We start from the raw sequence: 22222 nt of genomic DNA, 5'->3' as shown, positions 1-22222 counted from the left end.
GGGGGTTCTAAGCTCGGTGGTTCGGTGCGGTGTGGCTGAACTCGGGGGATGCGGGATGAGCGGCGGGGCGCCTGACGGGCCGTGGTTCGTCAGTCATGCGGGGGCGGACCGGGCCTGGGCGGAGTGGGTGGGCTGGCAGCTGCTCGACGCCGGGTTCCAGGTGGAGCTGGACTACTGGGACTGGGGCGCGGGCGACAACTTCATCCTGAAGATGAACGCCGCGTTGGAGCGGGGGCGTTTTCTGGCGCTGTTCTCCCCGGCCTACTTCGAGCCGGAGCGGTTCACGACGCCCGAGTGGACGTCCGTCGTGGCGATGAAGGAGAGGATCACCCCGGTACGGGTTGCTGAGGTCGTCTCACCGGCGATCCTGCGCCCCCTGATCAGCCGGGACCTGTTCGGGCTGGGGGAGGAAGCCGCCCGCCGGGCATTGCTGGAGGCGGTCAACGGGCCGTCCCGCCCGACCAGCCCGCCCGCCTTCCCCGGAGCCCCGCCCACTCCCCCCGGGGCGTTACGGCAGCTGGGTGGCAGCGGACCCCGCCTGCCCGGCTCGCTGCCCCGGGTATGGAACCTGCCCGCCCGCAACGCCTCCTTCACCGGCCGGGACACCCTCCTGGTCCAACTGCGCCAGACGCTGGCGGCAGGCGGGCGGGTGGCGGTGCAGGCGTTGCACGGACGGGGCGGGGTCGGCAAGACCCAGCTCGCGATCGAGTACGCCCACCGCTTCGCCGGCGAGTACGAACTCGCCTGGTGGATCGCCGCCGAGGACCCCGCGCTGATCCCCGACCAGCTGGCCCAGCTCGCCACCCGCATCGGCGCCGCACCTGCCGACGCACCCTCCGCCGACGCCGTGGACGCCCTGCTGGGTGAGCTGCGTACCCGCTCCCGCTGGCTGCTGATCTTCGACAACATCGAAGACCCCGCAGCTCTGACTCCCCACCTGCCGGGGGGTGGCGGCCATGTGCTGATCACCTCACGCAACCCGCACTGGCACACCCATGCCGCGCCACTGAACGTCGACGTGTTCACCCGGGCCGAGTCCCTCGCTCTGCTGCGGACCCACGGCGCGGCCCTGAACGAGACCGACGCCGATCAGCTCGCCCACACCCTCGACGACCTTCCGCTGGCCCTCACCCAGGCCGCCGCCCTCCTCACCGACGGCCTGTCAGCGGCCGACCTAAGCGCCGAACTGGCCCGCAACACGGCCGCGGTGCTGGCGCAGGGGCACCCAGTCGGCTACCCGGTCTCGCTGGCCGCGCAGGTCCGTCTCACCACCAGCCGCCTGGCATCCGACCACCCCGGCGCAGCCGCCCTGCTGTCCGCTCTCACGCTGCTGGCACCCGAGCCCTTCCCCGTCACCACCTGCGCCGGCCATCTCCCCGACAACACCTCAACCCCCTTGGCGGAAGCGTTGGCCACCCGGCTGACCACCGGCACAGCGCTGCACGCCATCACCCGACACAGCCTGGCTCGAACCCAGGACGGCACCATCCAGCTCCACCGCCTCAACCAGACGGTCCTGCGCGACCAGCTCACACCCGACCAACGCGAGCAGACGGGCCAGGACGCCGAGGCTCTGCTGGCCGCAGCAGCTCCCGGAGACGTCCTCCTTCCCTCGACGTGGCCTGTCTGGCGGGTACTGCTGCCCCATCTCCTCACGGTGGATCCGGTCCTGATCACCACCGAGGCAGGACGGGATGCGGTCCGTGACGCATGCTGGTACCTGCTGGAGCGCGGCGAGGTCCACCCGGCGCGGGATCGCCTCCGGCACTTGCATCACACCTGGTCTCGGCAACTCGGTCCGGACCACGAGGGGACCCTGTGGACCGCCCAATACCTCGCCCACGCCCATGCCAACGCCCAGGACCATGCGCGGGCCCGCTCACTGGACGAGGACACTCTGCGGCGCCGCCGCCTTCTCCTGGGTGAAGACCACCCCCACACCCTGATCAGCGCCCACAACCTGGCCGTTGATCTGGCGGAAGTGGGACAGCCGGAGGAAGCCCGCGCCCTGGACGAAGACACCCTGAACCGACGGCAACGAGTCCTCGGCGAAAACCACCCCGACACCCTGACCAGCGCTACCAACCTGGCCCTACGGCTGGCGGAAGTGGGACAGCCGGACGAAGCCCGCGCCCTCTCCGAAGACACCCTCAACCGACAGCAACGAGTCCTCGGCGAAAACCACCCCGACACCCTGATCAGCGCCTCCAACCTGGCCGTCCAGCTGGCGGAAGTGGGACAGCCACAGAAGGCCCGCACCCTCGCCGAAGACACCCTCAACCGACGGCGACAAGTCCTAGGCGAAGACCACCCCGACACCCTGACCAGCATCAGGTTCTTGAAGCACTTGGATCAAAAACAACAGGATCCCGGTGCCGAAGAGTGACCAGGCAGCTCCGCCCGAGCAGCAACACCAAGGGGCCGACGCCAAACCCCCGTCGGCCCCACATCCCAAACCCAGCGGAAAACCCGCCCCGCCCTACCCCCTACAGCACCGGCAAGTTCTTCCGCAGCTCAAACGCCGTGACCTCGCTCCGGTACTCCTCCCACTCCGCCTTCTTGTTGCGCAGGAAGAAGTCGAAGACGTGCTCGCCGAGGGCCTCAGCGACAAGGTCACTTCGCTCCATCAGGGTCAACGCCTCGCCGAGGTTCTGCGGCAGCGGCTCGATGCCCATCGCGCGGCGTTCCGCGTCGGAGAGGGCCCAGACGTCGTCCTCGGCGCCCGGCGGGAGCTCGTAGCCCTCTTCGATGCCCTTGAGGCCGGCGGCGAGGAGGAGGGCGTAGGCCAGGTACGGGTTCGCGCCGGAGTCCAGGGAGCGGACCTCGACCCGCGCCGAGCCCGTCTTGCCGGGCTTGTACATCGGGACGCGGACCAACGCACTGCGGTTGTTGTGGCCCCAGCAGATGTACGAGGGGGCCTCGCCGCCGGCGCCGGCCGTGCGCTCGGAGCCGCCCCAGATGCGCTTGTAGGAGTTGACCCACTGGTTGGTGACCGCGGAGATCTCCGCCGCGTGCTTCAGCAGGCCCGCGATGAACGAGCGGCCGACCTTGGACAGCTGGTACTCCGAACCCGACTCGTAGAAGGCGTTGCGGTCGCCCTCGAACAAAGACAGGTGCGTGTGCATTCCGCTTCCCGGGTGTTCCGAGAACGGCTTCGGCATGAAGGTCGCCTGCACGCCCTGCTCCAGCGCCACCTGCTTCATGACCAGTCGGAAGGTCATGATGTTGTCCGCCGTGGACAGGGCGTCGGCGTAGCGGAGGTCGATCTCCTGCTGGCCGGGGGCTCCCTCGTGGTGGGAGAACTCGACCGAGATGCCCATCGACTCCAGCATGGTGATCGCCTGGCGGCGGAAGTCCATGCCCACGTTCTGCGGGGTGTGGTCGAAGTAGCCGGAGTTGTCGGCGGGGGTGGGGCGGGAGCCGTCGAGGGGGCGGTCCTTCAGGAGGAAGAACTCGATCTCCGGGTGGGTGTAGAAGGTGAAGCCCAGGTCGGAGGTCTTGGCGAGGGCGCGCTTCAGCACGTAGCGCGGGTCCGCGAAGGACGGGGAGCCGTCCGGCATGAGGATGTCGCAGAACATGCGGGCCGTGCCGGGGGCCTCGGCGCGCCAGGGCAGTACCTGGAAGGTGGAGGGGTCCGGCTTGGCGATCATGTCGGACTCGTACACGCGGGCGAAGCCCTCGATCGCGGAGCCGTCGAAGCCGATGCCCTCGTCGAAGGCCTGTTCCAGCTCGGCGGGGGCCACGGCGACGGACTTGAGGAAGCCCAGCACGTCCGTGAACCACAGCCGTACGAACCGGATGTCGCGCTCCTCCAGTGTCCGGAGCACGAACTCCTGCTGCTTGTCCATCTTCCGCTTCCCCATCCTTGCTGGTCAGGCCGCCTGTCCTCGTACCGCAGGAGGCGGTCGGGCACCTGAGCATCCCACCACAACACCATTTCGTGCGCGTTGCCGACCTTGATCGACCGGCCGTCCTCGGGCTGAACGGCTCACGAACGGCAGGTGTCCCGCGCCGATGCCCGCGTGATGCCCATCTGCTGACCATCTTGCCTGCTCGGACTGACATTCGTAATGCCTGGCATGGGGGCATCGCGCACTTCCGCGGTCTTTGCTGTGGGCACCCTTCGAGAACCCTTTCCTCCCCCACTACGATCGGTGGGTCCCGACCTTCCCGTCCCTTCCCCCAAAAGGACACACATTTCATGGGTTCCGCGAAGAACACCGGCAACGCGGCGCGCAAGGCCCGCATCGAGGAGATGCGGCGCGCCGAGCAGGCCCGCGAGCGGCGCGCCAAGCTCGTGAAGATCGTGGCGAGCACGGTGGTCGTCGCCGGTCTCGTCATCGGCGGGGTCGCCGTCGTGCACGCGCAGTCCGGCAAGAAGGACAGTTCCGCGGGCGACTCCAAGAGCGGCGACGGCTCGGGGCACTTCGTGGCCGGCGCGGACGGCGTGAACACGTGGAAGGGGACGCTGGGCCGCACCCACGTCTCCGGCACGGTGAACTACCCGATGCGCCCGCCGGTCGGCGGCAACCACAACCCGGTCTGGCTGAACTGCAACGGCGACGTCTACACCAAGGCCGTCAAGGACGAGAACGCGGTGCACGCGCTGGAGCACGGCGCGGTCTGGGTGACGTACAACAAGAAGGCCTCGGCGGCCGACGTGAAGGCGCTCGCGGCGAAGGTGAAGTCGACGCCGTACTCGCTGATGAGCCCGTACGACAGCCAGAAGGACCCGATCATGCTGTCGGCGTGGGGGCACCAGCGCACCGTGAAGAGCGGGAGCGACCCGGACGTGAACAAGTTCTTCGCCGAGTTCGTGCAGGGCAAGCAGACGCCGGAGCCGGGTGCGGCCTGCACGGGCGGGCTGTCGCAGTGAGGCAGGTGGGACTGATCGCGGGGGCCGCGGCGGTGGCGCTGGTCGCGGCCGGCGCGATCACCTACGCGGTCGCCGAGGACGGGAGTGGATCGACCAACTCCCCCACTCCTACGGCGGATTCGGCGGACGCCGGGTTCGCGCGGGACATGGCGGTCCACCATCAGCAGGCCGTCGAGATGTCGTACATCGTGCGGGACCGTACGAAGAACGTGGAAGTGCGGCGGCTCGCATACGACATCGCACAGACGCAGGCCAATCAACGGGGCATGCTGCTGGGCTGGTTGGACCTGTGGGACCTGCCGAAGGTGTCGGCGGATCCGCCGATGACCTGGATGGGCATGGGTGACATGGCGTCCGGGAAGGACGGTGCGCTGATGCCGGGGATGGCGACCAACACCGAGCTGAAGAAGCTGAATTCACTGAGCGGCAAGCCCGCCGAGGTCTTCTTCCTCCAGCTCATGACGGACCATCACAAGGGCGGGATCCACATGGCCGAGGGGTGTGTGGAGAAGTGCACGGTGGGGGTGGAGAAACGGCTGGCGCAGGGGATGGTGGACGCGCAGCAGTCGGAGATCCAGTTGATGGCCGACATGCTCAAGGAGCGTGGCGCAAAAGCGCGTTCGTAAAGCATCCCCGGTCGTTCGTTACACGCCCGTAAGGAAAAAAGCCCTCAATTCGCCCTGAGTGACGGTTCCTTGGGTTTCTCTTGACTTTCGCGTTCCCCTGGCATGAACGGTTCATCGAAAGAGTGGCCCCCACGTGTGATCCATCCACGGACCCTCCCGCCGCAGGTTCCGTGCGGATCCCGCATGACCGACCACTCCATGCGTCGAACCGCATAGCAGGGGGTTTTATGAGATCCAATCGCGCCACCATGCGCGCCGGCGTGAGCATGGCAGCGACACTGCCCATGATCGCCGGCGCTCTGGCGCTCGGTATACCCGCGGCGCACGCCGCGGACACCCCGGGCAGGGACGCCCTCGCGGGCACCAAGCCCGCGTGGGCGACGGCCAAGGCGGACAAGGGAGCCACCTCCGACAGCTCCAAGGTCTCCGCCCGGGTCTACCTCGCCGGCCGGAACGCCTCCGGTCTCGCGGCGTACGCCAAGGCCGTCTCGGACCCGAGTTCGGCTCTGTACGGCAAGTACCTGAGCGCCGCTCAGGTGCAGCAGCGCTTCGGCGCCACGACGGCCCAGGTGACCGCCGTCAAGTCCTGGCTGAAGTCCGCCGGGCTGAAGGTCACCGGCACCACGCAGCACTACGTCACCGTCTCCGGTGACGTGGCCGCGGTCGAGAAGGCGTTCAGCACCTCGCTGCACAACTACTCGAAGGGCTCGAAGACCTACCGCGCCCCGTCGAAGACGGCCTCCGCGCCGGACAGCCTCAACGGTGCCGTCCTGACCGTCACCGGTCTCGACAACGCCCCGCACAAGGCGAACCACGACGACACGCTGCCGGGTCCGACCGCGGTGTTCAAGAACTCGGGACCGTTCTCCTCGTACTACGGCTCCAACACCGCGACCACCCTGCCCTCGGCGTACGGCCAGAAGATCCCGTACGCGATCGAGGGCTACACGGGCAAGCAGCTGCGGGCCGCCTACGGCGCCGGCAAGTACACCGGCAAGGGCGTGCGCGTCGCCATCACCGACGCCTACGCCTCGCCGACCATCGCGTTCGACGCGGCCACCTACGCGAAGAACCACGGCGACGCCAAGTGGAAGACCAGTCAGCTGAAGCAGGTCCTGCCCAGCGACTACACCAACACCGGCGCCGACGAGTGCGACGCCTCGGGCTGGTACGGCGAGGAGACCCTCGACGTCGAGGCCGTGCACGCGGTGGCGCCGGACGCGAACGTCACGTACGTGGGCGCCGCTTCCTGCTTCGACGACGACCTGCTCGACTCGCTCAGCAAGGTCGTCGACAACCACCTGGCCGACATCGTCTCCAACTCGTGGGGCGACATCGAGGCCAACCAGACCCCGGACCTCGCGGCCGCCTACGACCAGGTGTTCCAGCTGGGCGCGGTCGAGGGCATCGGCTTCTACTTCTCCTCCGGTGACAACGGCGACGAGGTCGCCAACACCAAGACGAAGCAGGTCGACACCCCCGCCAACTCGGCGTGGGTGACCGCGGTCGGCGGTACCTCGCTGGCCGTCGGCAAGGGTGACAAGTACCTGTGGGAGACCGGCTGGGGCACCGAGAAGGCCGCGCTGTCGACCGACGGCAAGAGCTGGACCAGCTTCCCCGGCGCCTTCACCTCGGGCGCGGGCGGCGGCACCAGCAAGACCGTGGCCGAGCCCTTCTACCAGAAGGGTGTCGTCCCGGACGCGCTCGCCAAGGCCAACAGCGCCACCGGCAACCGTGTCGTCCCGGACATCTCGGCGATCGCCGACCCGAACACCGGCTTCAAGGTCGGCCAGACGCAGACCCAGGCGGACGGTTCGGAGTCGTACAGCGAGTACCGGATCGGCGGCACCTCGCTCGCCTCCCCGGTGATCGCGGCGGTTCAGGCCCTGGCCCAGGAGGCGCGCGGCGGCAAGGCGATCGGTTTCGCCAACCCGTCCATCTACGCCAAGTACGGCACGAAGGTCTACCACGACGTGACCGACAACCCGACGGGCTCCGGCCTGGCGGTGGCGCGCGTGGACTTCGCCAACGGCTACGACGCCACCAACGGCCTGCTGACCTCGGTCCGCAGCCTCGGCAAGGACAGCTCGCTGTCCGCGGTCAAGGGCTACGACGACGTGACCGGCGTGGGCACGCCCGCGAACGGCTACGTCGAGTCGTTCGTCTCCCCCAAGGGTCACCACTGACCTGGTAGGCGATGGGCGAGTCACCTGTTGATGGGGTGGCGTGGGGTATTCGACACCCCGCGCCACCCCATCGCGTCTCACTGACGATTACAGTGGACGCGTGCCTCCACTGAACTTCTGGTCGATCTATCAGCACGGCTTCGCCCGCGTCGCCGCCTGCACGGGCCACACCGTGATCGCGGACCCGCACGCCAACGCCGAAGCCGTCCTGCGCCACGCCCGCCGCTGCGACGAGGAGGGCGTCGCCGTCGCCGTCTTCGCGGAGATGGGCCTGTGCGGCTACTCCATCGAGGACCTGCTCCTCCAGGACGTACTGCTCGACCAGGTCGAGGAGGCGCTGCGGGACGTGGTGACGGGGTCCGCGGACCTGCTGCCGGTGCTGGTCGTCGGCGCCCCGCTGCGCCACCGCAACCGGATCTACAACTGCGCGGTGCTCGTGCACCGGGGCCGGATCCTGGGCGTCGTACCGAAGTCGTACCCGCCGAACTACCGCGAGTTCTACGAGCGCCGCCAGATCGCCGACGGCGCCGACGAGCGCGGCGGGACGATCCGCGTCGGCGGGGAGGAAGTCCCGTTCGGCGTGGACCTGTTGTTCGCGGCGCGGGACGTCCCGTCCCTCGTGCTCCACGCGGAGATCTGCGAGGACATGTGGGTGCCGGTGCCGCCGAGCGCGGAGGCCGCTCTGGCGGGCGCGACCGTCCTCGTCAACCTCTCCGGCAGCCCGATCACGGTCGGCCGCGCGGAGGACCGCAAGCTCCTCTGCCGCTCGGCGTCCGCGCGCTGCCTCGCCGCGTACGTCTACGCGGCGGCCGGCCTCGGCGAGTCGACGACGGACCTGTCCTGGGACGGCCAGGCGATGATCTACGAGAACGGCGTCCTGCTGGCGGAAACCGACCGCTTCCCGCTGGGCGACGAGTACGCGGTGGCCGACATCGACCTGGACCTGCTCCGTCAGGAGCGGCAGCGGATGGGCACGTTCGACGACAACCGCCGCACGCATCGCGCGCGGACGTCGGACTTCCGGACGGTCGGCTTCGAACTCGCGCCGCTGCTCACGGACTTGGGCCTCCGTCGCCGCCTGGAGCGCTTCCCGTTCGTGCCGGCCGACGCGGAGCGGCTCGCGCAGGACTGCTACGAGGCGTACAACATCCAGGTCGAAGGCCTTCAGCAACGGCTCGCGGCGATCGGCGGCCCGAAGGTGGTCATCGGGGTCTCCGGGGGCCTCGACTCGACACACGCGCTGATCGTCGCCGCGCGTGCCATGGACCGCGCGGGCCGTCCGCGCAGCGACATCCTGGCCTGGACGCTGCCCGGTTTCGCGACGAGCGACCACACGAAGGACAACGCGCACGCGCTGATGCGGGCGATCGGCGTGACGGCGGCGGAGCTGGACATCACGCCCACGGCCCGCCTGATGCTGAAGGAGATGGGCCACCCCTTCGCCTCCGGCGAGCCGGTGTACGACATCACCTTCGAGAACGTGCAGGCGGGCCTGCGCACGGACTACCTATTCCGCCTCGCCAACCAGCGCAACGGCATCGTGCTGGGCACGGGCGATCTGTCGGAACTGGCACTGGGCTGGTCCACGTACGGCGTCGGCGACCAAATGAGCCACTACAACGTCAACTCGGGCGTACCGAAGACCCTCATCCAGCACCTGATCCGCTGGGTGGTGAGCAGCGACCAGTTCGACGAGGAGACAGGCAAGATCCTCACCGCGATCCTCGACACGGAGATCAGCCCCGAGCTGGTCCCCGGCGAGGAGATGCAGTCGACGGAGTCGAAGATCGGCCCGTACGCCCTCCACGACTTCACGCTCTTCCACGTCCTGCGCTACGGCTTCCGCCCGTCGAAGATCGCGTTCCTGGCGTGGCACGCGTGGCACGACGCGGGGGCGGGGGCGTGGCCGCCGGGCTTCCCGGAGGAGAAGCGGGTGGCGTACGAACTGCCGGAGATCCGGCGGTGGTTGGAGGTCTTCTGCCGCCGCTTCTTCGGCTTCGCCCAGTTCAAGCGCTCGGCGATGCCGAACGGGCCGAAGGTCTCGGCGGGGGGTTCGCTGTCGCCCCGGGGGGACTGGCGCGCGCCTTCGGACGGGTCGGCCACGGCCTGGCTGCGCGATCTGGAGCGGTTCGACTAGTCACTGACCGTTCGGCGCCTCTCCCGAAGGCCGACGGTACGCGAGGCCTCCGGGAGGGTGCAGCCGGGAAAGTGTGTCACTTCGCACAGAAGTGTCATACTTTCTTACGTAGGGTCCCCGCCCCGCTGGTGCGCTTTCGGACCCCTGCGGTCTCACCGGACCTCCACGAGGAGGTCCCGCAGGGTCAGATCGGTGCCGACCGCAGTACGAGGGCGTTCCTTCATCGTCGAGGTGCATCGCAGCTTGTTGCCGTGGAGAACCCCTCAACTGCCCGAAACGAGTGGGTGGGTGGGCAAAAATCAGTGGTGCAGCGCCGGGGACTGTTCGGGGACGTGGGCTGCGACCAGGCGTTCGCGGCCCGGTACCGCTCGGCGTCGGTCCACGCTCCACGCCGTGGCGGCGACTCCCAGTCCCAGCACGGCCAGTACCGCTCCGGCCAGCGCGGGCGACGTCGCGCCGAAGCCCGCCGCCAGGGCGAGGCCGCCGATCCAAGCGCCGCCCGCGTTGGCCAAGTTGAAGGCCGCCTGGTTGGCGGAGGAGGCCAACGAGGGGCCCGCTGCGGCCTTTTCCATCACCATCAGCTGGAGCGGGGAGCCCGTCACGAACGCCGCTACGCCCAGGAGGACGACCGCCAGGGCCGCCGTCCACTCCGTGGTCATCAGGAGGGGGAAGAGGGCCAGGACCGCGCCCAGGGACACCAGGCCGCCGAAGAGGGTGCCTCGGAGGGAGTGGTCCGCGAGTCGGCCGCCGACCAGGTTGCCCGCCGTCGCGCCCACGCCGAACAATGCCAGCAGCAGCGTCACGCTGCCGTCGGCGAAGCCCGCCGCGTCCGTCAGCATCGGCGTGATGTAGCTGTAGGCGGAGAAGAGCGCGCCGAAGCCCGCCACCGTCGTGCCGAGAGCCAGCCAGACCGGGAGGGACCGGAGGGCCGCCATCTCGCGGCGCAGGCCCACCGCCGGGGCGTGTGCGTGGTCGTGCGGGATCAGCAGGGCCAGCGACGCTATCGCCGCCAGGCCGATCACGCTCACCGCGAGGAACGTGGCCCGCCAGCCCAGGTGTTGGCCCATCAGCGTGGCCGCGGGCACGCCCACGATGTTGGCGACCGTGAGGCCCAGGAACATCAACGAGACGGAGCGCGCCTTGCGTTCGGGCGCCACCATCGTCGTAGCGACCACGGCCCCCACGCCGAAGAAGGCGCCGTGCGGCAGGCCGCTGAGGAAGCGGGCGACGAGGAGGTAGTCGTAGTTCGCCGCGAGGGCGGAGAGGGCGTTGCCCGCCACGAACAGGACCATCAGGCCGATCAGGACCGTGCGGCGGGACAGGCGGGCGGTGACCGCCGCGAGCAGCGGGGCGCCGATGACGACCCCCAGCGCGTACGCCGAGACCAGGTGTCCCGCCGTGGGGATCGAAACGTGGAGGTCGTCCGCGACCTCGGGCAGCAGGCCCATGATCACGAATTCGGTGGTGCCGATACCAAAAGCGCCGACGGCCAGGGCGAGCAGGGCCAGGGGCATGGAAGTGCCTGTGCCTTTCGAGGGAGAGCGGAGCTCCGTACTGAACGAGCTTAAGTTCAGTTACGGAACAAAGACTCCCAGGTGCTCTATTCCACGAGGTTAAGAGCCCGTGTCCAGGTTCACACGGGCCGCGATCGGGAGATGGTCACTGCCGGTCCTGGGGAGGGTCCACGAGGTGACCGGTTCCACGCCCTGGACCATGATCTGGTCGATCCGCGCCATCGGGAACGAGGCCGGCCAGCTGAACCCGAAGCCGTCGCCCGCCGCGCCCTGCGTCGAGCGCATCTGGGAGGTGACGGCGTTCAGCGAACGGTCGTTCATCGTGCCGTTGAGGTCACCGAGGAGGATCTTCCGCTTCAGCGGCTCGGCGGCGATGGCCTCACCGAGCGCGTCGGCGCTCGTGTCGCGCTGCCGGGCCGTGAACCCGGCCTTCAACTTCACCCGCACCGACGGGAGATGGGCGACGTAGACCGCGATCCGCCCCTCGGGGGTGGTGACGGTGGCGCGCATCGCGCGGGTCCAGCCCAGCTTTATGTCCACGGCCTGGACGGCGGTCATCGGGTCCTTGCTCCACAGGCCGACCGTGCCCTCGACCGCGTGGTACTTGTACGTCGACGCGAGGGCCTTCTCGTACGTCGGGACCGCCGAGGCCGTCAGCTCCTCCAGGGCGACGATGTCGGCGCCGGACGCGGCCACGTCATGGGCCGTACCGGCCGGGTCGGGGTTGTCGGCGTTGACGTTGTGAGTGGCCACGGTCAGGTCGCCGCCGGTGCCGGTCTTGTCGGTGAGCAGCAGCCCGCCGAAGAGGTTCAGCCAGACGACCGCCGGGAGTACGACGGCGATCAGCGCGGTCGCCGACTTGCGGACCAGGCCGAGGATCAGCAGCAGCGGGATCGCGATCCCGAACCAGGGCAGGAAGGTCTCCGTGAGGCTGCCGAGGTTGCCGATCCGGTTCGGGATCCGCGAGTGCAGCAGCATGACGAGGGCCAGGACGACCGCCAGCGCGGCGAGGATCAGACCCCGGCGCCAGATCCTCCGGTCGCCGCGCCAGCCGTCGAACAGTCTGTTCCGCAGGCGCCGAAGTCGGTTTCCCTGCGGCTCGTCCCCCGAGCCGCCGTCGTCCGTCTCCGCCACATACGCCTGCTGTGCCATACCGTCGCCTCACTACCTGCCGTGCACACCATCGTCCCCGTGCCTACGACCCTAGGGGATGATCGGTTCCGATCCGCCGTCCCATGACGGCCGTACTGGCACGAGGACGAACAAGTCGGCGCCGCGGGTTCCGAATCCGGGTCCGTAGGCCCCGTTTGTGACGAGACGCGCACATACGGGTCCGCTAGGGCTTGGCCGGGCGCAGGGCCACCAGCACGGTGTCCACGAGGAGTTCGGACAGGCCCTCGGGGAGGTCGGCGTCGAAGCGCATGACGGTGCGCAGGAGCATCGGGCCGACCAGCATGTCGTTCATCAGCTCGGGGTCGAGGTCGGTGCGGAGTTCGCCGTTCTCCTGGCCCCGGCGCAGCAGGTCGACCTGCTTGCGGCGGCGGGGCTCCACGACGGTCGCGTGGTAGGCGGCCCACACCTTCGGGGTGCTCTTCATCTGCGCGTACACGTTGTGCAGCAGGGCCGAGGAGCGGGTCATCAGGCCGCGCTGGCGCAGCTGTTCCATCATGGCGACGAGGTCGTCGCGCAGGGAGGTGCCGGGCAGTTCGGGGTCGTGCGGCTCCGCCTCGCGGACGACGTCGACGAACAACTCTTCCTTGCCCGGCCAGCGGCGGTAGATGGTGGCCTTGCCGACACCGGCGGTGCGGGCGATGCGCTCGATGGAGAGTTCGGCCAGTGGCACGCCCTCCTCCAGGAGCTTCATCACGCCTTCCGTGATGGCACGTTCGACGGCCTCGCTGCGCGGGCGCCCCCTGGTGGGGGCGCACTGCCGGGTCCCGTTGTCGGTGCCGGTGGCGGTGCCGGTGGCGGTGCCGTTGTCGGCAAGGCTCACTTCACTCCGTCCCTTCGCTGTCACCCCGTTTTGCCGTCTGTGGTGATTGTCGTCGCTATTCGCCCACGACGACCAACTCCTGTTCCTCCTTGCCCTCCTGACGGACCGTCGGCTTCCCGGGCAGGAAGAGGAACGCGACCACCGCTCCTACGACCGCGACGCCCGCGCCGCACAGGGCGGTGACGTGCATGGCGTGCAGGAAGGCGTCGTTGGCCGGGGTGATCAGGGCCCTGCCCTGCGGGCCGAGCTTGGCGGCGACACCGAGGGTGGCCTCGATGGACTCGCCGGCCGTGTCGCGCAGGGCGGCCGGCACCGAGCCGAGCTTGCCCTCGATGCCGTTGCGGTAGGCGGTGGAGAGCACCGAGCCGAGTACGGCGATGCCCAGCGCGCCGCCGACCTGGCGGAAGGTGTTGCTCAGCGCGGACGCGGAGCCCGCCTTCTCGCGCGGCAGGGCCTGCATGATGACGACGCTGGTCGGGGTCATGACGTGTGCCATGCCGGTGCCCATGAGGAAGAAGACGACCTCCAGGATCCAGATCGGCGTGTCCGCCTTGAGGGTCGCGAACGCGGAGAGCGTCCCGGCGAGCAGCAGCAGGCCGACGCCGGTCGTGATCCGGTTGCCGAAGCGGTCGACGACCAGCCGGGCGCGCGGCGCGAAGATCATCTGCGCGGCGGCCAGCGGCAGCATCAGCAGACCGGTCTGGAGCGGCGAGTAGCCGCGCACGCTCTGGGTGTAGAAGACCGAGAAGAAGGTCACGCCCATCAGCGCGAAGAAGACCAGCGCGATGGCGGCGATCGCGGCCGAGAACACCTTGTTCTTGAAGTAGGTGACGTCGATGGAGGGGTGGTCGCTGCGCTTCTCGAACCAGACGAACCCGGCGAGGACCACGACACCGGCGAGGATCGTCGACAGCACCTTGGGCGCCGTGAAGTCGGCCAGTTCGCCGCCCTCGATGATGCCGTAGACCAGCAGGACGAGGCCTACGACGGACAGGATCACGCCGATCGGGTCGAGGCGGCCGGGCTTCGGGTCGCGGGAGTCGGGGACCAGCCAGATCATCAGGGCGAGCGCGACGATCACGATCGGCACGTTGATCAGGAAGACCGAGCCCCACCAGAAGTGGTCGAGGAGGACACCGCCGGTGATCGGGCCGATCGCGATGGCGAGGCCGACGCCGCCGGCCCAGATGCCGATGGCCTTGGGCTGCTCCTCGCGCTCGAAGACGTTCATGAGGACGGCGAGGGTGGCGGGCATCACGAAGGCGGCGCCGAGCGCCATCAGGGCGCGGAAGCCGATGAGCTGGTCGGGCGAGCCGGACTCGGCGGCCAGCGCGGAGCCGATGCCGAACACGAGGAGACCGCCGAGCAGGACCTTCTTGCGGCCCAGCCGGTCGCCGAGGAGGCCGGCGGTGAACAGCAGACCGGCGAAGACGAGGGTGTAGGCGTTGATCGCCCACTCCAGCTCGCTCTGTGTCGCGCCCAGGCCGGTCGGAGCCGGGGTGGAGATGGTCTTGATGGCGACGTTGAGGATCGAGTTGTCGAGCACCACGATCAGCAGGCTCAGCATCAGCACGCCGAGGATGGCCCAACGGCGACGGTGCACCGCTTCGGGTATCCGGGTGCCCGGGACGGGTGGAGTGGTCATGCGGTCCAGACTAGGGAGTCCCGGGCGAATTCCGATACGAGACCGTGCCGTATCGTAAATCTTTTACTCAGACCTTACGTACGGGCCGCACGTGATGTGGGTGACGTGGGCCCCTCTGGCCCTCCGTGGCACGAGGTGCCACCATGGAGGGGATCTGGGGACGCCGTGAGGGTGCCTCAAGATGACTGAAGGAGCCGTTGCAATGACGCAGCTTTCGGCTGCCCAGACTGGGAAGACCAGCTCCTCCGACGGCAGCAAGGCGCTGTACGGAGGCAAGGGCACACGCCGTATCACCGTTCGCGACATCGCCCTCGCCAAGGAACGCGGCGAGAAGTGGCCCATGCTCACCGCCTACGACGCGATGACCGCGTCCGTCTTCGACGAGGCCGGGATCCCGGTCATGCTCGTCGGCGACTCGGCGGGCAACTGCCACCTCGGGTACGAGTCGACCGTGCCCGTCACGCTGGACGAGATGACCATGCTGTCCGCCGCGGTCGTACGGGGCACACAGCGCGCGCTCATCGTCGGCGATCTGCCCTTCGGCTCCTACCAGGAGGGTCCGGTGCAGGCGCTGCGCTCGGCGACCCGGCTGGTGAAGGAGGCGGGCGTGGGTGCCGTGAAGCTGGAGGGCGGCGAGCGGTCGCACGAGCAGATCCGGCTGCTGGTCGAGTCCGGGATCCCGGTCATGGCGCACATCGGTCTCACCCCGCAGTCCGTGAACTCGATGGGGTACCGCGTGCAGGGGCGCGGCGAGGAAGCCGCCCAGCAGTTGCTGCGGGACGCCAAGTCCGTGCAGGACGCGGGGGCGTTCGCGGTGGTTCTCGAACTGGTACCGGCGGAGCTGGCGGCCGAGGTGACTCGGGTGCTGCACATTCCCACGGTCGGGATCGGGGCGGGGGCCGAGACCGATGCCCAAGTCCTGGTGTGGACCGACATGTTGGGGCTGACGGGCGGCCGGATGCCCAAGTTCGTGAAGCAGTACGCCGATCTGCGGGCCGTCATGGGCGACGCGGCGAAGGCGTTCGCGGAGGACGTGGTCGGCGGGACGTTCCCGCTGGAGGAGCACTCGGTCCACTGACCGGTTGAGAGCCACTGCGGCACCATGGCAGCCCGCCGAACTTCCCCCGTCGGCGGGCTGCCTCTTTGTCGCCCACAACACGAAAGCCCCGTACGGCAGTTGGGCGGCGGGAGCATTTCGACGGCCATGGAAATGCTTGCCGCGGCTCGCTCGCCCCCGAAGGCTGGAGCACACGGCAGGGAGTTGTCACGCGTTGACGCCTCTCGCCGCATCGACCACCAAAGGGGATAGCTCATGCGAAAAAGGCTGATCACCGGAATGACGGGAATCGCCACGCTCTGTGCTCTGCTCATGACTCCGCTGACGACGGCGACCGCGAACGCCGCTCCGCTGAGCCCCGCGACCTACCGCGGCACCTACCTCCTCAGAGGGGACGTGCTGGCTCCCGGCGACTACATCACCTCCAGCGGTGGCGACTTCACGCTCATCATGCAGAGGGACGGCAACCTGGTCGAGTACAACAACGCCGGTAGCGGGTACGCGTGCTGGGCGACCAACACCAATGGACAGCCCGGCAGTTACGCCACTTACCAAGGCGATGGCAACTTCGTGGTGTACACCGGCGGTGGCAGCGCGCTCTGGGCGAGCAACACCGTCGGCGACAGGGGCACAACCGTGGACATCAGCGAGAGCCTGCGAGATTTCGGCTCGCTGTATGTCGGCCTGACGAGGGTCCACCTCTACTGCTGACACATCCGCTGACATCCGCTGGCACCGGGCTTCCATGAGGCCCGGTGTCCGACGGGTGGGCGGGCAGGTGGGCGGGTGTACAGCGGTCGGTGTCGGTCGGCTGTAGGCCGCTGTCGGTGGGATGTCGGTGTTCTGTCGGCAGGCCCTGGCACTGTCATCGGCATGACGCGAATCGACAACACTCCCAGCGGCACGGCAGTGACCGTGCGGGGGCTGGTCAAGCACTACGGCGAGACCAAGGCGCTGGACGGCGTCGACCTGGACGTCCGGGAGGGCACCGTGATGGGTGTGCTCGGGCCGAACGGTGCCGGTAAGACCACCCTCGTACGCATCCTGTCCACGCTGCTCGCCCCCACCGCCGGCGAGGCATCCGTCGCCGGCTACGACGTCCTGCGCCAGCCCCGCCAGCTGCGCCGGGTGATAGGCCTCACCGGCCAGTACGCCTCCGTCGACGAGAAGCTCCCCGGCTGGGAGAACCTCTACATGATCGGGCGGCTGCTGGACCTCTCCCGCAAGGACTCCCGGGCCCGCGCCGACGAACTCCTTGAGCGGTTCTCGCTGACGGACGCCGCCAAGCGGCCCGCGAGCACCTACTCCGGCGGTATGCGGCGGCGGCTCGACCTGGCCGCCTCGATGATCGGGCACCCGCAGGTGCTGTTCCTCGACGAACCGACCACCGGTCTCGACCCGCGCACCCGCATGGAGGTGTGGGACGAGGTGCGGTCCATGGTCGGCGGCGGCGTGACCGTGCTGCTCACCACCCAGTACATGGAGGAGGCCGAGGCCCTCGCCTCCGAGCTGACCGTGGTGGACCACGGCAAGGTCATCGCGAACGGCGGGATCGACGAGCTGAAGGCGAAGGTCGGCGGACGGGCACTGCGCATCCGGCCGACCGATCCGCTGCAACTGCGGCCGCTGGCCCGCGCGTTGGACGAGCTGGGCATCACCGGACTCGCCACCGTCACCGTGGACGTGGAGAGCGGAACGGTCCTGGTACCGATCCTCAGCGACGAGCAACTGACCGCCGTGGTCGGCGCGGTGAGCGCCCGCGGCCTCACCATCGCCTCCATCACCACCGAACTGCCCAGCCTGGACGAGGTGTTCCTGTCTCTCACGGGTCACCGCGCAAGCGCCCCGCAGGACTCCGTGCCCACCCCCGACCGCGAGGAGGTCGCCGTATGAGCGCCGTCGCCGTGAACTCCGCCGCCGCTCTGGCGGACCCCCGTATCCCGCTGCGCAACCATCTGCGCCACACCGGTGCCCTGATCCGCCGCAATCTGCTGTGGATCCGGCAGGACCCGGAGTCGATGTTCGACGCCATCCTGTTCCCGGTCATCTTCACGCTGCTGTTCGTGTACGTCTTCGGCGGCTCGATCGGGCAGTCGCTCGGCGGCGGGCAGGAGGCGTACGTGCAGTACGTCGTGCCCGGACTGCTCGCCATGATGGGCATGAACATGGCCCAGGGAGTGGGTACCGGCTTCAACACCGACTTCCACACCGGGGTCATGGACCGGTTCCGCTCGCTGCCCATCGGGCGCGCCTCGGTGCTGATCGCCAAGATCTCGGTCGAGATGATGCGGATGCTGGTCGCGTCCGCCGTGCTGATGGTCGTCGGTGTCCTCGTCGGCTTCCACATCCACCACTGGCTCGGCATGTTCGCCGCGATCGGACTGTCCGCGGTGTTCGGCTCGGCCCTGATGTGGGTGTTCCTCACCCTCGGCGTGACCATGAAGAGCGCGCAGTCCGTGCAGGCCATGGGCTTCCTGGTGCTGATGCCGCTCCAGTTCGGCTCGTCGATCTTCGCGCCGACCGGTTCGATGCCGGGCTGGCTTCAGAACTTCACCGACTACAACCCGCTCTCCGCCCTGGCGGACGCGGCCCGCGGGCTGATGGTGGGCGGCCCGGTCGCCCACGGCGTGTGGCTGACGCTGGCCTGGTCGGTGGGGCTCACCGCGGTGATGGCCCCGATCTCGATCTACAAGTTCCGCACCAAGACCTGACCGGGCATGCGTCCCGTCCCAGCGGGTTCGTGCCGGCTCACACCAGGGCGGCGGCCTCCTTCGCGGAGAGGCCGCCGCCTTCGGCGTACCCGGCCGCGCACTCCTCGTAGGCCGCGTCGCCGAGCACGGCGCGCGCGTGTTCTTCGGCCCGGCGGTAGACCTCGCGTTCCAGGGAGGTCCGGACATGCCCGGGCGGCAGCAGCGCCTTCGCGGAGACCAGGCAGCGGACGCCGTCCCGGGCCCGGTCGCCGCCGGCGGACTCGGTGAGGGCGACCGCGGCGATCCCCAGGTACAACGAGGTCATGTGCGGGGCGATGGCCTCGGACAGCGGGTCACCGGCCCGCTCCAGCGCCTTGCGGATCTTGTCCAGGGATTCGTCGTACTCGCCGTCGAGCGCCGCGACCCAGGCCTCGGAGCCGAGGATGAACGCGTCGAAGACGATGAAGTGCGCGATGTGGAACTCCTCGCGCAGCAGGCGCAGTTCCTCGCGCGCCTCCGCGATCCGGCCGGACATGGCGAGGCGGCTCGCGAGGAACATCCGGGCGGCGGGCATCGCCTCGGTGGCCACGCCGTGCGGCCGGTCGATGACCTCGCGCAGGATGCGCTCGCCGCGTTCGAACTCGCCCTCCTCGATGAGCACACTGCCGAGCCGGGCGCCGAGTACGGCCGTCTGCCCATGGGCGCCGAGCCGTTCGGCGTGCTCGATGGCGGCCTCGTAGTCGGCGGCGGCGAGCCGGTACTGGCCGACGCGTTCCCGGGCCTCGGCGCGGGCGGAGAGCGCCTCGGCGACGCCCCAGATGTCACCGATGCGAAGGAAGATCTCCAGCGACTCGTCGGCGTCCCGGGCCGCGTTTCCCGCCCAGTCGGTGCGGTTGGCGAGCATGTTGGCGCGCATCTGGAGGGTGGTGGCGAGCTCCCACTCCATGCCGGGGGTGGTCCGGCAGGTGTGGACGTCGGCGTCGAGGATCTCGGGCAGCCGCTGCACGCTGCCGCTCAGCATCACCGCGAAGAACCAGAACATGCCGGGCGTACGGCAGGTCTGCGGCAGCCCCGGTTCGTAGACCTGGGCGATGAGGCGCAGTTTCTCCTTCGCGGCCGGTGCCTCCCAGGCGTCCAACTCCGTGTCCATACAGGCCAGATGGGCGAGGTGGAGGCCGCGCCGGGCCTCGGAGAGGAGTTCTCCGGTGAGCGGGGGCGGGATGTCGGTGCAGCGCTGCCAGACCGGTGCGGCGCGCTGGACGGGGGCGGCGAAGGGGTCGGGGCCCAGGGCCATGACCTCGACGCACCAGTTGCGGGCCTCGATGCGGACGTCGCGCATCTGCCAGTACCAGATCAGCGACAGCACGAGGCAGATGGCCTCCTGCTCGTCGCGCTCGGCGACGGCGTGCCGCAGGGCGGTGCGGAGGTTCTCGTACTCGCGCTCCAGCCGCTCCACGGCGGCGAGTTGGCCGGGGCCGCGCAGCAACGGGTCGGTGGTGCGGGCGAGTTCGCGGTAGTACGTCAGATGGGCGCGTTCGGCGGCGGGGCGGCGGCCGGACTCGGCGAGCCGTTCGCCCGCGTACTCGGCGACGGTCTCCAGGAGCCGGTAGCGCATCTCGCCCTCGCCCGAAGGGGCCGCCACGACAAGGGACTTGTCGACCAGGGAGCCGAGCGTCTCGAACGCGACGGGTCCGCACACGGCCTCGGCGGCGGCGAGGTCGCAGCCGCCCGCGAACACGGACAGCGTACTCAGCACGTCCCGTTCGTCCGCGTCGAGGAGGTCCCAGGACCAGTCGACCACGGCCCGCAGGGTCTGCTGCCGGGGCAGGAGCGTACGGCTGCCCGAAGTGAGCAGCCGGAAGCGGTCGTCGAGCCGGTCCGCGATCTGACGCGGCGTCAACATCCTTAGCCGGGCCGCCGCCAGCTCGATCGCGAGGGGCATCCCGTCGAGGCGCCGGCAGATCTCGGCGCAGGCCTCGATGTCGTCCTCGACCGTGAACCCCGGCCGGGCCGCCGCGCCCCGCTCGGCGAGCAGCCGTAGCGCGACGGGGTCGGGCAGCGGCTCCACCGGGCGCAGCAACTCCCCCGGTACGCCCAGGGGTTCGCGGCTGGTGGCGAGCACGGTGAGTTCGGGGCAGCGCTCCAGCAGGGCCTCCACGAGGCGGGCGGCGGCGTCCACGACGTGCTCGCAGTTGTCGAGGACGATCAGCATCCGGCGGCGCCCGCAGTGTTCGGCGAGCCGCTCCACGGGGTCGTCGTGCCGGTCTCCCCCGGCGGCCCGGATCGCCTCGGCACCGGCGCCGTACAGCACGGTCTCGCGCGCCCCGAGGGCGGTGAGCACGGCCTCCGGTACGGCCTCGGGGTCGTCGACGGGGGCGAGTTCGGCCAGCCACACCCCGTCCCGCGCCGCGTCCCGCACCCCTTCGGCGGCCTCCTGCGACAGCCGCGTCTTCCCGGCCCCGCCGGGCCCGAGCAGCGTCACCAGCCGGGCGGCGACGAGATCGGTCCGGATGACGTCGATGTCGGCCTCCCGCCCGACGAAGGAGGTGAGGCGGGCGCGGAGGTTGCCGGGGGGTGGTGAGGCGGGGACAGCATCGGCCTCGGTCCGCACGGGGATGGTCCGCGCCCCGCTCTCCCCGTCCGCGGACCGCAGCAACTCCCCGTGCAGCGCCCGCAGTTCAGGCCCCGGGTCGGAACCGAGCCGGTCGGCCAGCAGGTGTCGTACGTCCTCGTAGGCGGCCAGCGCCTCGGCCGTGCGGCCGGTGGCTCGGAGGACCTGGAGGCGGAGGGACTGGAGGGGTTCGTCGAGGGGGTGGGTGTCGCACAGGGCGGTCAGTTCGGGCAGGGCGGTGTCCGCTTCGCCCAGGGCCAGGCCCGCAGTGAGGCGGGCGCGGCGGGCGTCCAGGTGGCGGGTCTCCCAGCGGGCCGCCTCCGCCGTACGGTCGGGCAGGTCCGCGAGGGCCGGGCCGCCCCACAGGGCCAGCGCGTCGTCCAGGGCCTCGGCCGCCTTCGCGGGGTTGCCGTCGGCCAGCGCCCGCAGCCCCTCGCCGGTCAGCCGCTCGAAACGGTGCAGGTCGATGTCGTCGGCGGCGACGGCGAGCCGGTAGCCGCTCTCCGTGGAACCGACCGCGTCCGCGCCGAGCGCCCGGCGCAACCTGCCCACCAGCGCCTGGAGCGCGCCCGTCGCGTCCGCGGGCGGGTCGGCGCCCCACACCTCGTCCACCAGGAAGCTCGCGGGCACGGCCCGGTCGGGCCGCAGGGCGAGCACGGTGAGCAGGGCGCGCAGCCGCGCCCCGCCGACCGGGACGGGAGTGCCGTCGGGGCGGAGTGCCTGGGTGGTGCCGAGGATGCGATAGCGCACGGGGTCCATTGTCTCCGGTGGCGACGGAAGCGGTCACGGGGTTGTGGCGGCGCGGCGCCGGGCAGGGCGTACGGGAGCCGCCGCCCCTGAAATGGGGGGTGACGGGATCGCGGATCGCGTGCCAGAGTCCCATGCGC

Annotated in this window: 14 protein-coding genes and 1 pseudogene; 9 read left to right on the top strand and 6 right to left on the bottom strand. The window is 69.8% G+C overall.

Annotated elements, in window-relative coordinates; all coding sequences use genetic code 11:
• The first annotated feature begins 55 nt into the window (after positions 1–55).
• Positions 56–2386, top strand: a complete 2331-nt coding sequence (gene fxsT / locus ACWIHT_RS37365; protein WP_456172894.1) for an FxSxx-COOH system tetratricopeptide repeat protein — start codon at positions 56–58, stop codon at positions 2384–2386.
• Positions 2387–2486: 100 nt separating this feature from the next.
• On the opposite strand, the gene glnA is transcribed toward fxsT, so the two are convergent.
• Positions 2487–3848 carry a type I glutamate--ammonia ligase gene (gene glnA / locus ACWIHT_RS37360; RefSeq protein WP_019067303.1) on the bottom strand — a complete coding sequence of 454 codons (1362 nt, stop codon included), beginning with the start codon at positions 3846–3848 and terminating at the stop codon, positions 2487–2489.
• 353 nt (positions 3849–4201) lie between these two features.
• On the opposite strand from glnA, the gene ACWIHT_RS37355 reads away from it, so the two are divergent.
• The 4 genes from ACWIHT_RS37355 to ACWIHT_RS37340 all read left to right on the top strand — a co-directional run bounded on the left by ACWIHT_RS37355 (position 4202) and on the right by ACWIHT_RS37340 (position 9825).
• Positions 4202–4876: a DUF3105 domain-containing protein gene (locus ACWIHT_RS37355; protein ID WP_456172892.1), complete on the top strand. Its 675-nt coding sequence runs from the start codon at positions 4202–4204 to the stop codon at positions 4874–4876.
• Between the two features lie 5 nt (positions 4877–4881).
• Positions 4882–5502, top strand: coding sequence for a DUF305 domain-containing protein (locus ACWIHT_RS37350; RefSeq protein ID WP_456172890.1), 621 nt, complete (start codon positions 4882–4884; stop codon positions 5500–5502).
• Positions 5503–5729: 227 nt separating this feature from the next.
• A complete protein-coding gene (locus ACWIHT_RS37345) occupies positions 5730–7688 on the top strand; it encodes a S53 family peptidase (protein ID WP_456172889.1) in 1959 nt (652 codons plus the stop codon).
• Positions 7689–7788: 100 nt separating this feature from the next.
• Positions 7789–9825 (top strand): NAD(+) synthase, encoded by a 2037-nt coding sequence (locus ACWIHT_RS37340; RefSeq protein ID WP_456172888.1) that lies wholly within the window; start codon positions 7789–7791, stop codon positions 9823–9825.
• A gap of 299 nt (positions 9826–10124) precedes the next feature.
• Here ACWIHT_RS37340 and ACWIHT_RS37335 read toward each other — a convergent pair whose 3' ends face one another.
• The 4 genes and pseudogenes from ACWIHT_RS37335 to ACWIHT_RS37320 form a co-directional block, all read right to left on the bottom strand.
• Positions 10125–11339: an MFS transporter gene (locus ACWIHT_RS37335; protein WP_456172887.1), complete on the bottom strand. Its 1215-nt coding sequence runs from the start codon at positions 11337–11339 to the stop codon at positions 10125–10127.
• 99 nt (positions 11340–11438) lie between these two features.
• Positions 11439–12390, bottom strand: a pseudogene (locus tag ACWIHT_RS37330) (endonuclease/exonuclease/phosphatase family protein).
• Between the two features lie 285 nt (positions 12391–12675).
• Positions 12676–13332, bottom strand: coding sequence for a TetR/AcrR family transcriptional regulator (locus ACWIHT_RS37325; RefSeq protein WP_456172885.1), 657 nt, complete (start codon positions 13330–13332; stop codon positions 12676–12678).
• Positions 13333–13387: 55 nt separating this feature from the next.
• On the bottom strand, positions 13388–14977 hold the full coding sequence (locus ACWIHT_RS37320; RefSeq protein WP_456172883.1) for an MFS transporter: 1590 nt from the start codon (positions 14975–14977) through the stop codon (positions 13388–13390).
• A 202-nt stretch (positions 14978–15179) separates the two neighbouring features.
• Here ACWIHT_RS37320 and panB point away from each other — a divergent pair, with 202 nt between their 5' ends.
• The 4 genes from panB to ACWIHT_RS37300 all read left to right on the top strand — a co-directional run bounded on the left by panB (position 15180) and on the right by ACWIHT_RS37300 (position 18745).
• Positions 15180–16055 (top strand): 3-methyl-2-oxobutanoate hydroxymethyltransferase, encoded by an 876-nt coding sequence (panB, locus tag ACWIHT_RS37315; RefSeq protein ID WP_456172881.1) that lies wholly within the window; start codon positions 15180–15182, stop codon positions 16053–16055.
• A 234-nt stretch (positions 16056–16289) separates the two neighbouring features.
• The gene (locus tag ACWIHT_RS37310; RefSeq protein WP_456172880.1) at positions 16290–16745 is read left to right on the top strand and encodes a hypothetical protein; all 456 of its coding nucleotides are present in this window, start codon (positions 16290–16292) and stop codon (positions 16743–16745) included.
• A 162-nt stretch (positions 16746–16907) separates the two neighbouring features.
• Complete coding sequence (locus ACWIHT_RS37305; RefSeq protein WP_456172879.1) at positions 16908–17927, top strand: ATP-binding cassette domain-containing protein; 1020 nt, start codon at positions 16908–16910, stop codon at positions 17925–17927.
• A complete protein-coding gene (locus ACWIHT_RS37300; RefSeq protein WP_456172878.1) occupies positions 17924–18745 on the top strand; it encodes an ABC transporter permease in 822 nt (273 codons plus the stop codon). The genes ACWIHT_RS37305 and ACWIHT_RS37300 overlap by 4 nt, the downstream gene beginning before the upstream one ends.
• Positions 18746–18782: 37 nt before the next feature.
• Here the strand turns inward: ACWIHT_RS37300 and ACWIHT_RS37295 are convergent, their stop codons facing one another.
• Positions 18783–22094 carry an AfsR/SARP family transcriptional regulator gene (locus ACWIHT_RS37295; protein ID WP_456172876.1) on the bottom strand — a complete coding sequence of 1104 codons (3312 nt, stop codon included), beginning with the start codon at positions 22092–22094 and terminating at the stop codon, positions 18783–18785.
• Positions 22095–22222: the final 128 nt, after the last annotated feature.

The organism is Streptomyces sp. NPDC002276, assembly GCF_053891435.1.
This window is presented reverse-complemented; position numbering and strand designations above follow the sequence as displayed.

Bases quoted from the DNA above. Each gene is read 5' to 3' on its own strand.
- ACWIHT_RS37355 (WP_456172892.1), top strand. From the start codon at position 4,202: ATGGGTTCCGCGAAGAACACCGGCAACGCGGCGCGCAAGGCCCGCATC.
- ACWIHT_RS37310 (WP_456172880.1), top strand. From the start codon at position 16,290: ATGCGAAAAAGGCTGATCACCGGAATGACGGGAATCGCCACGCTCTGT.
- ACWIHT_RS37345 (WP_456172889.1), top strand. From the start codon at position 5,730: ATGAGATCCAATCGCGCCACCATGCGCGCCGGCGTGAGCATGGCAGCG.
- panB (WP_456172881.1), top strand. From the start codon at position 15,180: ATGACGCAGCTTTCGGCTGCCCAGACTGGGAAGACCAGCTCCTCCGAC.
- ACWIHT_RS37335 (WP_456172887.1), bottom strand. From the start codon at position 11,339: ATGCCCCTGGCCCTGCTCGCCCTGGCCGTCGGCGCTTTTGGTATCGGC.
- ACWIHT_RS37305 (WP_456172879.1), top strand. From the start codon at position 16,908: ATGACGCGAATCGACAACACTCCCAGCGGCACGGCAGTGACCGTGCGG.
- fxsT (WP_456172894.1), top strand. From the start codon at position 56: ATGAGCGGCGGGGCGCCTGACGGGCCGTGGTTCGTCAGTCATGCGGGG.
- ACWIHT_RS37300 (WP_456172878.1), top strand. From the start codon at position 17,924: ATGAGCGCCGTCGCCGTGAACTCCGCCGCCGCTCTGGCGGACCCCCGT.
- ACWIHT_RS37320 (WP_456172883.1), bottom strand. From the start codon at position 14,977: ATGACCACTCCACCCGTCCCGGGCACCCGGATACCCGAAGCGGTGCAC.
- glnA (WP_019067303.1), bottom strand. From the start codon at position 3,848: ATGGACAAGCAGCAGGAGTTCGTGCTCCGGACACTGGAGGAGCGCGAC.
- ACWIHT_RS37295 (WP_456172876.1), bottom strand. From the start codon at position 22,094: ATGGACCCCGTGCGCTATCGCATCCTCGGCACCACCCAGGCACTCCGC.